The organism is Pseudomonas carassii, assembly GCF_036324045.1.
Taxonomy (GTDB): Bacteria; Pseudomonadota; Gammaproteobacteria; order Pseudomonadales; family Pseudomonadaceae; genus Aquipseudomonas; species Aquipseudomonas peradeniyensis.
In genome coordinates this window covers 52,969-66,434 of the sequence record NZ_JAZDCT010000035.1, presented here as the reverse complement: position 1 = coordinate 66,434, position 13,466 = coordinate 52,969, and the positions used below count along the sequence as shown (strand labels likewise).

Genomic DNA, 13,466 nt, shown 5'->3' with positions numbered 1-13,466 from the left:
CGCGTGACAGAAACCAACACCGCCCCCTGTAGGAGCGGCCTTGTGTCGCGAAAGGGCTGCAAGGCAGCCCCGACAATCCTGAGACAGACCCAAGATCCTGGGGCCGCTACGCAGCCCATTCGCGGCACAAGGCCGCTCCTACCCGACTTATACTGGCCTCAATACAAGCATTAACCTGGACCATCGAATGAAACCCTTTGACGACCTGATAGCCGAGGCCAAGGCAGCGGATGTGACCGGCTGGGGCTTCGATTGGCTGGCAGGACGCGCCTCCGAGCAGCGCCCGTCATGGGGCTATGCCCAGCTCCTTGTGCAGCGTCTGAGTGCCGTCTGCGCAGCGCTGGATCTCGACACTGGCGGCGGTGAGGTACTGGATGAGGCTCCGCGCTTTCCGCCCGTCATGTGCGCGACTGAAGCCTGGCCACCCAACGCCCGCAAGGCACACGAACGCCTGGGTCCGCGCGGCGTTCAGGTCGTGCAGGTAGCCCCCGGTACCGCGCTCCCATTCGCCGACGCCTCATTCGAGCTGGCCACCTCACGCCACCCTGTGCAACCGGACTGGAGCGAGATTCATCGCGTCCTCCGACCTGATGGACACTACTTCGCCCAGCACGTAGGGCCAGCCTCGGCCTTCGAGCTGATCGAGCATTTCCTGGGGCCATTGCCACGTGAGCGGCTAATGCGCGATCCGCAGGACGAAGTGGCAGCAGCACAGGCAGCCGGGCTGACGGTGACTGGCCTGCGCACAGCCCGCTGCCGCATGCTGTTCCATGACGTAGGCGCAGTCGTGTGGATTCTTCGCAAATGCATATGGTGGGTGCCGGACTTCTCTGTGGATAAGTACCGCGCTGAGCTGCTTGCCCTGGATAGCCAGATGCGCCAGGGCGAGCCTTTTGTCGCGCATTCGACCCGTCTCTCATTGAGGCGAGGCGTTAAGCGGGGGCAGGCCGAGGCAGCCGCTATCGATCGATAGCGGCCATGACCCCTCACATCCCGTTGGCGAATTCCGGCTCCTCCATTTCGACGCGCTCATTCATCCCCCTGAGCGCCCTGGCATATTCGCCTAGCACCTGAAGCGCCCAGTCGGCCCGGCGACGAATGCGCAGGTCTTGCGTGCTTGCGCTTTGCGGGTCATTCATCACGTCCTCCACCTGGCGCACGATCAACTGCTCGGGCAGGTAGCAGATGCGGCAGTTCTTGTAGCTGGACGCACGCAATTCAGACAGCGGGTAGCTCCCGCCCTGGCCAGAGGACACTCCGACCAGCAGTGCCGGCTTGTGCCCCAACTCGCGGTAGCCGGCGTAGACGAACAGGTTTTTCAACGCCGGGCAGGCCATGCCATGCCATTCCGGGGTCAGCACCACAAGGGCATCGGCTTCACGCAACAGGGCTGCATACTCGGCCCAGAGTCCGTGTTCATCCTTGGCTGGCCACAACGGTAGCGGCGCACGCCCCAGATCGATCACCCTCGGCAGCTCGCTCAGTTGCAATGTCTGCAGGCGTTGGCCGAGAAAGGCAGCCACCTTCGCCGACTGGCTGTCCGGCTGGCTGGAGCCGGCCACGAGTACGATATTCAGGCTCATTTGGCCAACTCCTGATCCGATTCCGTCGGCATGCTGGTCGACTTGCCACGCATCAGCGGCCAGAACAGCTCCTCCTGCCAGCTGACCGGGCGCATGTCTTCGATACCGTAATGTTGCGGGCGGCGGCGGGTGATCTTTGCCGTGCCGAACAGCACGTCCCAGAAGAACAGCAGGTTGCCGAAGTTGCCCTTGTAATGCGTCACCCCGTCATCGGCGCTCAGGCCGTGATGCGCCGAGTGGGTCGCGGGGGTGGAAATGGTCCGTTCCAGCAGCCACATCACGGGCCGCAGTGCGCGCATGCGGTAAAGCTTGTCATCCCAGGGCACGCTGCTGTGGGCGCCGAAGATGACCAGCATCTTGACGATCAGGTAGCCGAAATACACAGGCGCCAACCCCAGGTAGATCAGGGCCCCGCTGAACCACAGGCCGGGCATCAGCAGGTAATAGAAGCTGTTGTTGCGATAGACGATGCGGATGCTCATGTAGGGCGCTGAATGGTGCGCACGGTGCAGCGAGTAGAGCAGGGGCACCTTGTGGCTGAGGCGATGCCACCAGTACTGGGTCATGTCGTCCAGCACCAGGAACAGGACGAGCCCAAGCACCCAGTGCAGGCCGGCGAGGCTGCCCTTCAGTTGCGGCACGAAGTGTTCCAGCAGGCTGTTGCTGAGGAACGTGACCAACGGCAGGGTGACCACCATCAGCAGGGCGCTGCCGACGATCTCGATGATCGCGTCCCGGCGTTTGCCGCGAGGCTGAAGGAAGCAGGCGCAGGTGATTTCGAGGAGGATGAAGCCGATCAGGATGGCGAGAATAATCGGTATCGGGCTGTTTGTTATTGTTGTGCTCATGGCATTCTCCGGTGGGTGCCGATCAAGGCGGTGCCCACCCATAAGAATTCACGAAGCCGTCAGACGATATGCGCGAAACGGACAGAATCACCCGAGAAGCGGCCAACCCATCGCCCGAGCGATTCCACCGCGGCCCGCTCGGGCGGGTGCTGGAGCGCTACCTTCAGACGCATTCGCTGAAGGCGCGCAGCAACTACAGCATGCTTGCGCTGGAGCAGCTTTGGGCCAAGGCGGCCAGCCATGATCCGGCCATCGGCTTGCACCTGTTCTCGCACTTCAGCCGCCAGGACTGGCATGTGCTGGCCCAGGGCTGCCTGTACAGCGCCACGCTGGCCGAGGCCATTCGCTTCTGGGCGCGCTATGCACGGCTGGCATCGGACATGGATACCCTGGCGCTGGTCGAGGAGGGTGATTGCCTCGGGGTGGAATTGCGTATCGATGCGCCAGCCAGCCTGGTGCGCTATATGGTCGAGCACTACTGCGTGATGTCCCTCAGCGTGATGGGCGTGGGGATGGGCGCGGCGGTCGTGCCGCAGCGGGCGTGCTTCGCTCACCGTCGGCCAGCGTACTACCCGGAGTACCGCGAGCGGTTTGGTGAAGATATCCAGTTCGACTGCGGGTACAACCGCTTGTACTTCAATCGTGCCCAGCTGGACATGCCATTGCTGACCCAGCATGCCGGGATGATGGAGGTGGTGAGCCAGGAACTGGAGCGCCGGTTGGCGCAGCAGTCCCAGCTCAGTGGCTGGTCGGCCCGGGTGGCCCAGGGCATTCGCCAAGGCCTTATCACGGGCCGATCGCTTACCCTGGAGGCTCAGGCACAGGACCTTCACCAGAGTGCACGTACCTTGCGGCGGCGGCTGGAGGATGAGGGGACCAGTTTTCGTGTGCTGCTCGACCGGGTGCGTGCGGAGCTGGAGCAGTATCTGGAGATGCAGGGGGATAGCCGAGCGCAGATTGCTGCACAGCTTGGCTACAGTGACCTGGCGGCTTATGTTCATGCGCGCAAGCGCTGGCGATCGCTGTAGGAGATCGCCCAGCCCTTTTGTCGCGTAGGAAACCATGAGTGTGCGGCCTGCGCCTACCCTGTGTGAGCGGCTTTAATCGCGAAGCAAGCGATGCGGTGGATTGCACCGGCTCGCGGCTCCGCTCCTACAGAGCGCGCATCGGCTGGTGCTTCATGAAAACTGGGAGAACATCCAGTTGATGAACACCTGGGTTTCAGCAACCGCCCCCTGGGACACCCCATAGTAATAGCGGGTCAACGGCAGGCGCAGCTCAGGCAGAGGGCTATACAGGCGTCCGCTGGCCAAGTCCTTGCCCAGTAACGAAGCCGGGCACAGTGCCACGCCCAGGCCGTCGACGGCAGCTTGCAGCACCAGGTGCATATGGTCGAACTGCAGTGCCGGTTGTCGTGCTGCCTGAGTGACGCCTGCCAGCTTGCACCAGGCTTGCCAATCCCCACTGCGTGTCCTGCCTGAGAGCAGGGTATGGCGCAGCACATCCGATGGCGCTTGAAGCGCTATCGTCGCCAGAAGAGAAGGCGCTGCGACCAGCAGCAGTTCGTCCTCGAACAGCACGTTCGCTTCCAGGTTGCTCGCCCAACCCGAGCTGCCACGGCGCACCACCACGTCGAATGCTTCCCGTGATTGATCCGGGGGCAAGGTGCTGGTCACGACCTCAGGCTGAATCTGCGCAAACCGCGCCATGAAGTCGGGCAGCCGTGGAATCAGCCAGCGCACGGCGAAGGACGGGCGCACATTGATGATCACCTTGCGCGGCGCGCTGTCTCGGGTCAGGGCCTGGGTTGCGTTGGCGATCTGCGCCAAGCCCAGGCTGATCTGCTCATAGTAAGTACGTCCGATCGGCGTGAGCACCGACTGCCGGTGGCGACGTTCGAACAGCATTACCCCCAGGTGCTCTTCGAGCAGGCGTATATGGCGGCTGACGGCGCTGTGGGTGACGTGCAGCTCATCGGCGGCACGGCTGAAGCTCTGGTGACGCGCGGCCGAGGCAAAGGCACGGACGGCGTTCAAGGGAGGGAGTGCAGAAGCCATGTGTCTAATTTAGTCACATCAGCGGTGCAATTAAAGCGTTTGTCAGCGGCTGGGCTACACACCACGCTGAAGCCCCTCTTTTGCCCTGCCGGGAGGCGTGTTACATGGCCAGTTACGGACTGTTCCTCATCCTTGCGAGCCTCACCGTATTGAGCCCCGGCCCCGGGGTGGTGCTGACGCTCTCCAACGCCCTGCGCCATGGCTGGAGCGGCGCGCTACCTGGGATACTCGGCATCGCCCTGGGCGCGTTCATTGTCGCCGGCCTCTCGGCCAGCAGCGTCGGGCTGATCCTCGCAGCCTCGACAACGGCCTTCAGCGTGCTCAAATACGTTGGCGCCCTGTACCTGCTGTACCTGGGGGTGAAGATGTGGCGAACTCAGCGCTTCATCCCCGTGCTGGCCGATACCGCCGCGCAACCCTGGCGGCGCTTTATCGAGGCCCTGTCGATCCAGCTGCTAAACCCAAAGGCCGGTTTCTTCTTCCTGGCGGTGTTTCCCCAGTTCATCAGCCCGCAAGGCAGTTACTACAGACAGTTCTTCCTGCTGGTGTCCTCCTATGCGCTGCTGGTGGTGCTGGTGCATACCGGCTACGCACTGATGGCCAACGGCGCCAGGGGCTGGTTGTCGAGCAACCGTGGCGCGCGGATCGTCGGCAAGCTGTCGGGCATCACCTTCTTCTGCTTTGGCGTGCTGATGGCGTCAGCGAGTAAATGACTCGCAGCAGCTGGAGTGCCAGATGTTTCGCCCCGGTCGTAATCCTGTTCTCTGCCCTTTCCTACCCAAATTTAGAGAAATTTCCCACCGGCTTATCTGTTGCGAATCAATCCCGCCTAAGGCTACATTCCTCAGGTCGCAGCAAAATCTGCGACCAGGTGTAGGAACCTGCTGGTAAACTTGGCGCTCGCACTAGGCGCCCCATACACAACGGCTGGCGCCTTTTTTGCGTCTGCTGCGATGTCATGGCGGCTGTGTGTGGGCAGGCTTCGGCCTGGCCGGGTTCCAAGTTTCCCGGTATTCCTACCCCACACATAGCTGCCACCCAATCCCGTAGGAAGGATCGTGGTAGCTCCAATCTCAAACTTGGAGTCTCATGCATGCTTATTCGCATTCTGAGCAGGATCCTCGCATCCGCTCTCCGCCGTCCAACCCCCGCGGTCATTCTGTCCCCAACTTTCTACCCAATCGACAGCCACTCCCTCGCCACCCGCGCCAACCGGGAGGTGCCCCATGTCTGACCATGAACGCCTGACCACTATCCAGAGCTACGTCTGGATCCTCGAGCTCCTCGGCGAGGCGCTGGTCCAGCATGACGAGGTGCTGGAGTGCGAGCACAACCCGTAACTGAGCTTTCGCAACACGGCGGGAATTACCAGGCTATCCGCATCATCAGCCGTTTGGCCAGCGAGCAGTTCAGCAAGCTGGAGACGATGAAGGAGGAGGGGGGGGAGGTGACGGTATGGCATCGGTGCCGCTGAGGCACTGAATCCCAGGCACAAAAAAAGACGCCCATTGGGCGTCTTCTTTTTAGGATTTGGTGGAGCCGGGGGGATTTGAACCCCCGTCCGCCAGTACTCCGCTGTCGGTACTACATGCTTAGCCGTGTCTACTGATTTAATCCGCAGCCGCCCGACGGGCAGGGTGCTTTGGATGAGTTGGGTAAGTTTTAGTCGCTTCGCCCCCAACGTGCTGCACGACGATCCTGTTCTGTATGACAATCATTTCGGGTTTACAGGCATCCCCTGATGATTGCTGGAGCCGAAGCTACCAGAAGGACTTGTCAGCTGCAGTTAAGCAGCGAGAGCTTCGCCCTTGAAGTTATCGTCATTGGCAACTATAGAAAGTTGCAACAGTGGATTTACGAGTTCTGTTACCAACTCGGCATGCACCTAGAGTTTCGCTACCGGCGTCGAATCCTAATCGGCCCCACACTCAGCTCTAGCTGACGTGCCTTTCAGCACGCAAGGCCGAGTATACGCGTTTACGCGGGCGGCGTCGACAGATGGTTCGGGCGCCCGCGCTAGCGCAGGGCCTAGGTACCGCTGCCACCGGCCGAGCCGCTGCCTTTCTCGGTCTTCTCAAGGCGCTCGAGCACCTTGCTGGTGATGGCGATGCATTCCTTGGTGTCGCCTTTTGCCTGGGCGGCCTTGGCCTGGTCGACATGCTCGGTGATGGCCTTGTCCAGGCCTTCGGAGGTGGCGCCGGCGGTGGCCATGCTGTCGTCGATCTTCTGCAGGTTCATGGCGCACAGGTCGTCGGCGGCGAACACAGGCGAGGCCAGCAGGGTGGCGGCCGCGAACAGGGCGGATAGCGCAGTGCCTTTCATGGGGAGTCTCCTTTGAGGCCTTGGAAGGTGGGCCTGATCGGTGGACTGTTCGGGTTTGCGCGGGGTTCCATTGGGTTGCTGGGGCGATTGTATGGCCTGAGGCATGCGCGATACCTGTAGGAGCGGCCTTGTGCCGCGAAAGGGGGCGAAGCAGCCCCGCGATCGTTGCATCAACGCTGAGACCCTGGGGCCGCTGCGCAGCCCTTTCGCGGCACAAGGCCGCTCCTACACGAGAGGGGCGGGACAATCGGCAATAAAAAACCCCGGCACGGGGCCGGGGCTTTTTCATCACGCTAACGCGATCACTCCTGGTTGGCCAGTTTGTGCTCGAGGTAGTGGATGTTGACGCCGCCTTTGCAGAAACCTTCATCACGCACCAGGTCGCGGTGCAGCGGGATGTTGGTCTTGATGCCGTCGACGACGATCTCGTCCAGGGCATTGCGCATGCGCGCCATGGCTTCGTCGCGGTCCTTGCCGTAGGTGATCAGCTTGCCGATCAACGAATCGTAGTTCGGCGGAACCGAGTAGCCGCTGTACAGGTGCGAATCGACGCGCACGCCGTTGCCACCCGGGGCGTGGAAGTGCTTCACCTTGCCTGGGCTCGGGATGAACTTCTTCGGGTCTTCGGCGTTGATCCGGCACTCCAGCGAGTGACCGCGGATCACCACGTCTTCCTGGCGGAACGACAGCTTGTTGCCAGCGGCGATGCTCAGCATCTCCTTGACGATGTCGATGCCGGTGACCATCTCCGAAACCGGGTGCTCCACCTGAACACGGGTGTTCATCTCGATGAAGTAGAAGCGGCCGTTCTCGTACAGGAACTCGAAGGTACCGGCACCGCGGTAGCCGATCTCGATGCACGCGTCGACGCAACGCTTGAAGACTTCCTGACGGGCCTTCTCGTCGATGCCCGGGGCCGGGGCTTCTTCCAGGACCTTCTGGTGACGGCGCTGCAGCGAGCAGTCACGGTCGCCCAGGTGCACGGCGTTGCCCTGGCCATCGGACAGCACCTGCACTTCCACGTGACGTGGGTTGGTCAGGAACTTCTCCAGGTAGACCATCGGGTTGCCGAACGCGGCACCGGCTTCGGTGCGGGTCAGCTTGGCCGATTCGATCAGGTCTTCTTCCTTGTGCACCACGCGCATGCCGCGACCACCACCGCCACCGGCGGCCTTGATGATCACCGGGTAGCCAACCTCGCGGGCGATCGCCAGCGCGGTTTCCGGGTCTTCCGGCAGCGGGCCGTCGGAGCCCGGCACGGTCGGTACGCCCGACTTGATCATCGCGTCCTTGGCCGACACCTTGTCGCCCATCAGGCGAATGGTGTCGGCTTTCGGGCCGATGAAGATATAGCCGGAATTTTCCACCTGCTCGGCGAAATCGGCGTTTTCCGCGAGGAAGCCGTAGCCCGGGTGGATGGCGGTGGCGCCTGTCACTTCGGCGGCGGCGATGATCGCCGGGATGTGCAGGTACGAATCCTTGGACGATGCAGGGCCGATGCAGACCGACTCGTCCGCCAGGCCCAGGTGCATCAGTTCACGGTCGGCCGTGGAGTGCACGGCGACGGTCTTGATGCCCAGCTCTTTGCAGGCACGCAGGATCCGCAGGGCAATTTCCCCGCGGTTGGCGATCAGAACTTTTTCGAGCTTCCCAGACATCGTTGGTTCTCCGCGAATCAAACGATGGTGAACAGCGGCTGGTCGTACTCAACCGGCTGGCCGTCTTCCACCAGGATGGCGTCGATCACACCGCCGATATCGGATTCGATGTGGTTCATCATCTTCATGGCTTCGACGATGCACAGGGTGTCGCCTTTCTTCACGGCCTGGCCGACTTCGGCGTAGTTCGGCGAAGTTGGCGAAGGCTTACGGTAGAAGGTGCCGACCATTGGCGAACGGACAACGGTGCCTTTCAGGGCTGGTGCGGCGGCAGCGGCTTCAGCGGCCGGGGCGGCAGCGGCAACAGGTGCTGCGGCGGCAACCGGAGCGGCCATCGGAGCTGGAGCAGCGAAGTACTGGGCGCCGGCCGGGGTCTTGCTGTGACGGCTGATGCGAACGGATTCTTCGCCTTCCTTGATCTCCAGTTCGTCGATGCCAGACTCTTCCAGCAGTTCGATCAGCTTCTTGACTTTACGGATATCCATTAATCATCAACTCCCAAGGTTCGGTCGGGGACGTATTTTTAAAACGTGTCGAAAACGTTTCTTCATGAGCCTCGGCCCGAAGGGGCCAAGGCCTTGTGTCATCAGGGCTGTGCGTTGGCAGCCAGGTGTTCCAGCGCGGACTCCAGGGCCAGCCGGTAACCGGTGGCACCCAGGCCGCAGATCACCCCTACGGCAACATCGGAAAAGTAGGAGTGGTGGCGGAACGGTTCACGCTTGTGCACGTTGGAGAGGTGCACTTCGATGAATGGGATGCTCACCGCGAGCAATGCGTCACGTAATGCGACGCTGGTGTGGGTGAAAGCGGCCGGATTGATCAGGATGAAGTCCACGCCTTCGTTGCGCGCGGCATGGATGCGGTCGATCAATTCGTATTCGGCATTGCTCTGCAGGTATTGCAGATGGTGACCGGCGGCGCGGGCGCGCTGCTCCAGGTCCTGATTGATCTGGGCCAGGGTGGCGGCGCCATAGTGGCCCGGTTCGCGGGTCCCGAGCAGGTTCAGGTTGGGGCCGTGCAGCACCAGTAGGGTTGCCATCTGCGATTCCTTGGTTTTGTAGGGCAATTCGACATAGCGCGGCGACTATGCCGCAAGCGGCGCTGAGTGTCCAGTTCCCGGCAATAGCCAGCACGATGTCCGAGATTCGCGCAAAGTATGTGACCAGATGATTAAGTCTGGTCACTGCTGCGGGGTTTTTTCACTGGACGCGGGAAGTTATAGCCCGAGTTGGCCGCGCACGCGCGCCAATACCTGGGCGAAATCGCCGGCGTTTATCTCGCCGATGACCCGATCGGTGGTCATTTCGCTGCCGTTCGCGGCAAAGAACATCAGCGCGGGCGGGCCGAACAGCCGGTAGCGGTCGAGCAGGGCGCGTTGTTCGGCGTTGCTCTCGGTGATGTCGAAGCGCAGCAGGCGGAAGGCGGCCAGTTGCGGCTGGACCTGTGGCGCATTGAGCACTTCGTGCTCGATCACCTTGCAGCTGATGCACCAGTCGGCGTACCAGTCGAGCAGCACCGGCTGGCCGGCGGCCTTGGCCTCGGCCAGGGCGGCGTCGAGGGCGGCGGGGGTGGTGAGGGTCTGCCAGGCGTCGGCCTTGGTCGGCGCGACGCCGCTGGTCGCGACTGGTGGCGGCAGCGGGCGCAGCGGGTCGCCCTGGCCGCTCAAGGCGCCGTACCAGCAGGCCAGGGCGTACACCAGCAGCGCCAGGCCCAGCAGTTGCGCCAGGCGCTGGCGCGGGGTCTTGACCACGAACTCCAGGGCGCCGAGGAACAGCGCCACGCCGGCGGCCAGCAGGCCGACCAGCAGCAGGGTGGCCGGCCCCGGCAGCACGCGGCTGAGCAGGCCGATGGCCAGGCCCAGCAGCAGCACGCCGATGGCGTTCTTCACCGTGTTCATCCATGGACCGCTCTTTGGCAGCCAGGCCGCGCCGCCGGTGGCCACCAGCAACAGCGGCGCGCCCATGCCCAGGCCCAGGGCGAACAGTTTCAGCGCGCCGCCCAGGGCATCGCCGCTGGCGCTGATGTACAGCAAGGCGCCGGCCAGCGGCGCCGACACGCAGGGCGAGACCAGCAGGCTGGACAGCACGCCGAGCACCGCCGCGCCGAGCAGCGAGCCGCCCTTGGTGCGGTGGGCCAGGTTGTCCAGGCGGCTGCTCAGGGCCTGCGGCAGCTTGAGGTCGAACAGGCCGAACATGGCCAGGGCGAACAGCACGAAGAACGCGGCGAACGGCACCAGCACCCAGGCCGACTGCAGGCGCGCCTGCAGGTTCAGGCCGGCGCCGAACAGGCCCATCAACGCGCCGAGCACGGCGAAGCTCGCCGCCATCGGCAGCACGTAGGCCAGCGACAGCGACAGCCCGCGCAGGCCGCCAACCTGGCCGCGCAGGACCACACCGGAAAGAATCGGCAGCATCGGCAGCACGCACGGGGTGAAGGTCAGGCCGACCCCGGCGAGGAAGAACAGCAGCAGCGATTTCCAGGTCCAGCCCTGCTCGGCGGTTGCCGGCAGCGGGGCGCCTTGGCCGTCGATGCTCAGCCGCGCGGTTTCCGGCGGATAGCACAGGCCCTTGTCGGCACAACCCTGGTAGCCCACCAGCAGGGTGAAGGCGCGTGGGTCGTTGCGCGGCAACTCGATGTCGAGCACGCCGTGGTACACCTCGACATCGCCGAAGAACTCGTCGTGCTTGGCCTCGCCCTTGGGGATGTTCGGCGCGCCCAGGCGGATGTCCGCAGGCTCGGTGCGGAACTGGAAGCGGTGGCGGTAGAGGTAGTAGCCGTCGGTGGCGACGAAGCGCAGTTTGACGGTCTGGGCGTCGGCCTGGACCAGGCTGAGCTTGAAGGCTTCGTGCACCGGCAGGAAGTCGGCGCTGTTGGAGGCGGCGCCGAGGGTGGCGCTGGGGCGGTTGTCGAGCAGGCCCGTGGCGAAGACGGGGCTGGCCAGCAGCAGGAACAGCAGGAAAAACAGGCGGCGCATGGCGGACTCGCGAGGTGGAACGTGGCGGCATGATAGCGGAGTTGGTCGAGATTGGGGCCGCTTTGCGGCCCATCGCGGCACAAGGCCGCTCCTACAGAAGTGCGCGAACCCTGTAGGAGCGGCCTTGTGCCGCGATGGGCTGCGAAGCAGCCCCACCATGCAGAGGCTAGAGCCGGAACGCCCGCACCGCCGTATTCAACTCGCCCCCCAGCTTGAGCAACTGCTCGCCCTGCTCACGCCCTTCGCCAATCCGCTGCAGGTTGTCCTCGCCCAGCTCATGAATCCGCTCGCTGTGATCGCGGATCTCGCTCACCGCGCCGGTCTGCTGCGCGGTCACATCGGCGATCCTCACCGCCGTGTCGGAAATGGTGCGGATGGCGCTGACGATTGCATCCAGCGCGCCATCGGCCGACTGTGCCTGGTTGGCCGTGGCCTCGGCATGTTCCAGCTGGGTGCGCATGCCGTCCACCGAACTGCGGGCGGCCTGCTGCAGGCGGTCGATCAGCGCCTGGATCTCGCCGGTGGCGCCGGTGGTGCGTTGGGCCAGCGAGCGCACTTCGTCCGCGACCACGGCGAAGCCACGGCCCATCTCGCCAGCACGGGCCGCTTCGATGGCGGCATTGAGGGCCAGCAGGTTGGTCTGCTCGGCGATCGCCCGGATCACCGTGAGCACGCCACCGATGGTCGCCGATTCTTCCGCCAGTTGTTCGATCATCCGCGCGTTGCCCTGCACCTCGTCGACCAGCGAACGCAGGCCGGACAGGCTCTGGCCGATCACCGTCTGGCCCTGCTCCACGGCCCGGCCGGCATCGCGGCTGGCCTCGGCGGCGGCGCTGGCATCGCCGGCCACCTGCTGGATGGTCGCCTCCAGTTCGCCCAGGGCGTCGCGGATCTGCGCCGTGTCGCCGGCCTGGCGCTCGGCGCCATCGTGCAGGGCGCTGCTCATGCCGGCCAGGGCATGGCTGCTGCCGGCCACCTGTTCGGCGTTGTGGCGAATGGTGCCGACCAGTTCCACCAGGTACTGGCGCAGGCGATTCAATGATTCCTGGATATCGTGCAGCTCGCGGTTGGTGCGGCCCAAGGCGATGGGTTGGGCGAAGTCGCCCTCGGCCCAGCGCGACAGCGCCGGCGCCAGGCTGGTCAGGGTGCGTGCCAGGCGGCGCTGCAGGGTATCGATCAGCAGGGCGATCAGCAGGATCAGGCCGATCATCAGGCCCTGGATCAGACGCACCTCGCCGGCGATGGTGGCGTGCAGGCCGCGCACCTCGGGCTCGAGGCCGGCGATGGCCTGCTGCACCGCCTCCAGGCGCTCGCCGGTGCTGGCGGCCAGGGCGGCGCGGCGCTCGATCTGTTCGCGGGTGCGCTGCAGTTCGCCGGGGTAGCGGCCGAGCAGGCTGTGCAGTTCGCGCTTCAGGCCCACGGCGACGTCTTCCTGCTGGCTGCTGGCCTGGGATTCCAGGCCCATCATCGCGGCGAAATCGTCGGCGTTGGATTCGGCGGCGCGGGTTACCCCCAGCAGCGGCAGGCTGTCGATGGCCTGGGCCTGGGCGGTGATCAGTTGCAGTTCGCGCTCCACCTCGGCGGCCAGTTCGGCGCGGCCGCTGCTGACCAGCTTGTCACGGGCCAGGGACAGCCGGCCCAAATGCAGCGAGGCCTCCAGTAGCGGCGTCAGGTAGCGGCCGGCATCACTGCTGGCGCTGTCACGGGCGTAGCCGGCCAGTTGTTCGAGGTTCGCCCCCAGTTCCCGCTCGGCCTGCAGCAGCAGGGCCTGGGGATCGCCCGCCAGCTTGCCGGCGGCGAGCAGTTCGTTGGCGGTGAAGCCCTGCAGGCTGTCGAGGCTCGGGCGCAGCTTGGCCGACAGGTCCTCGGGCCAGTCGGCCAGGGCGGTCTGCAACTGCTTGTTGGCCTCCATCGCCGCGGCATGGCGCAGGGCGTCGCCGCTGCCCAGGTAGGCCTGGATATTGCGCGCGGCGTCGTTCTGGAACTGCTGGGACAGGCCCAGGTAGCGCTCCATCAGTTGGTAG

The 13,466-nt window shown here is 64.2% G+C and carries 12 protein-coding genes, 1 other RNA gene and 1 pseudogene; 4 read left to right on the top strand and 10 right to left on the bottom strand.

Going from position 1 to position 13,466, the window contains the following annotated elements:
- Positions 1-187: 187 nt before the first annotated feature.
- Positions 188-973 (top strand): class I SAM-dependent methyltransferase, encoded by a 786-nt coding sequence (locus V0R62_RS21935; protein WP_330105209.1) that lies wholly within the window; start codon positions 188-190, stop codon positions 971-973.
- A 13-nt stretch (positions 974-986) separates the two neighbouring features.
- Here the strand turns inward: V0R62_RS21935 and V0R62_RS21930 are convergent, their stop codons facing one another.
- Positions 987-1,583, bottom strand: coding sequence for an NADPH-dependent FMN reductase (locus V0R62_RS21930; RefSeq protein ID WP_330105208.1), 597 nt, complete (start codon positions 1,581-1,583; stop codon positions 987-989).
- On the bottom strand, positions 1,580-2,431 hold the full coding sequence (locus V0R62_RS21925) for a sterol desaturase family protein (RefSeq protein ID WP_330105207.1): 852 nt from the start codon (positions 2,429-2,431) through the stop codon (positions 1,580-1,582). The genes V0R62_RS21930 and V0R62_RS21925 overlap by 4 nt, the downstream gene beginning before the upstream one ends.
- 68 nt (positions 2,432-2,499) lie before the next feature.
- Here V0R62_RS21925 and V0R62_RS21920 point away from each other — a divergent pair, with 68 nt between their 5' ends.
- Positions 2,500-3,459, top strand: coding sequence for an AraC family transcriptional regulator ligand-binding domain-containing protein (locus tag V0R62_RS21920; RefSeq protein ID WP_330105206.1), 960 nt, complete (start codon positions 2,500-2,502; stop codon positions 3,457-3,459).
- 150 nt (positions 3,460-3,609) lie between these two features.
- On the opposite strand, the gene V0R62_RS21915 is transcribed toward V0R62_RS21920, so the two are convergent.
- Positions 3,610-4,488, bottom strand: coding sequence for a LysR substrate-binding domain-containing protein (locus V0R62_RS21915; protein WP_330105205.1), 879 nt, complete (start codon positions 4,486-4,488; stop codon positions 3,610-3,612).
- A gap of 104 nt (positions 4,489-4,592) precedes the next feature.
- Between V0R62_RS21915 and V0R62_RS21910 the strand changes: the two genes are divergently transcribed.
- Positions 4,593-5,201, top strand: a complete 609-nt coding sequence (locus V0R62_RS21910; protein ID WP_330105204.1) for a LysE family translocator — start codon at positions 4,593-4,595, stop codon at positions 5,199-5,201.
- Between the two features lie 513 nt (positions 5,202-5,714).
- Positions 5,715-5,962: pseudogene (locus V0R62_RS21905) on the top strand (hypothetical protein).
- 57 nt (positions 5,963-6,019) lie between these two features.
- Here V0R62_RS21905 and ssrA read toward each other — a convergent pair.
- The 7 genes from ssrA to V0R62_RS21870 all read right to left on the bottom strand — a co-directional run bounded on the left by ssrA (position 6,020) and on the right by V0R62_RS21870 (position 13,354).
- Positions 6,020-6,412, bottom strand: a transfer-messenger RNA (tmRNA) gene (gene ssrA / locus V0R62_RS21900).
- 104 nt (positions 6,413-6,516) lie between these two features.
- The gene (locus tag V0R62_RS21895) at positions 6,517-6,810 is read right to left on the bottom strand and encodes a hypothetical protein (RefSeq protein WP_023631557.1); all 294 of its coding nucleotides are present in this window, start codon (positions 6,808-6,810) and stop codon (positions 6,517-6,519) included.
- A 302-nt stretch (positions 6,811-7,112) separates the two neighbouring features.
- Positions 7,113-8,468, bottom strand: coding sequence for an acetyl-CoA carboxylase biotin carboxylase subunit (gene accC / locus V0R62_RS21890; RefSeq protein WP_046854114.1), 1,356 nt, complete (start codon positions 8,466-8,468; stop codon positions 7,113-7,115).
- Between the two features lie 17 nt (positions 8,469-8,485).
- On the bottom strand, positions 8,486-8,953 hold the full coding sequence (accB, locus tag V0R62_RS21885) for an acetyl-CoA carboxylase biotin carboxyl carrier protein (RefSeq protein ID WP_203650309.1): 468 nt from the start codon (positions 8,951-8,953) through the stop codon (positions 8,486-8,488).
- A gap of 101 nt (positions 8,954-9,054) precedes the next feature.
- Positions 9,055-9,507, bottom strand: coding sequence for a type II 3-dehydroquinate dehydratase (gene aroQ / locus V0R62_RS21880; protein ID WP_011535870.1), 453 nt, complete (start codon positions 9,505-9,507; stop codon positions 9,055-9,057).
- Between the two features lie 177 nt (positions 9,508-9,684).
- A complete protein-coding gene (locus V0R62_RS21875; protein ID WP_330105203.1) occupies positions 9,685-11,442 on the bottom strand; it encodes a protein-disulfide reductase DsbD in 1,758 nt (585 codons plus the stop codon).
- 166 nt (positions 11,443-11,608) lie between these two features.
- Positions 11,609-13,354, bottom strand: a complete 1,746-nt coding sequence (locus V0R62_RS21870) for a methyl-accepting chemotaxis protein (protein WP_408005715.1) — start codon at positions 13,352-13,354, stop codon at positions 11,609-11,611.
- Between the last annotated feature and the right edge of the window lie 112 nt (positions 13,355-13,466).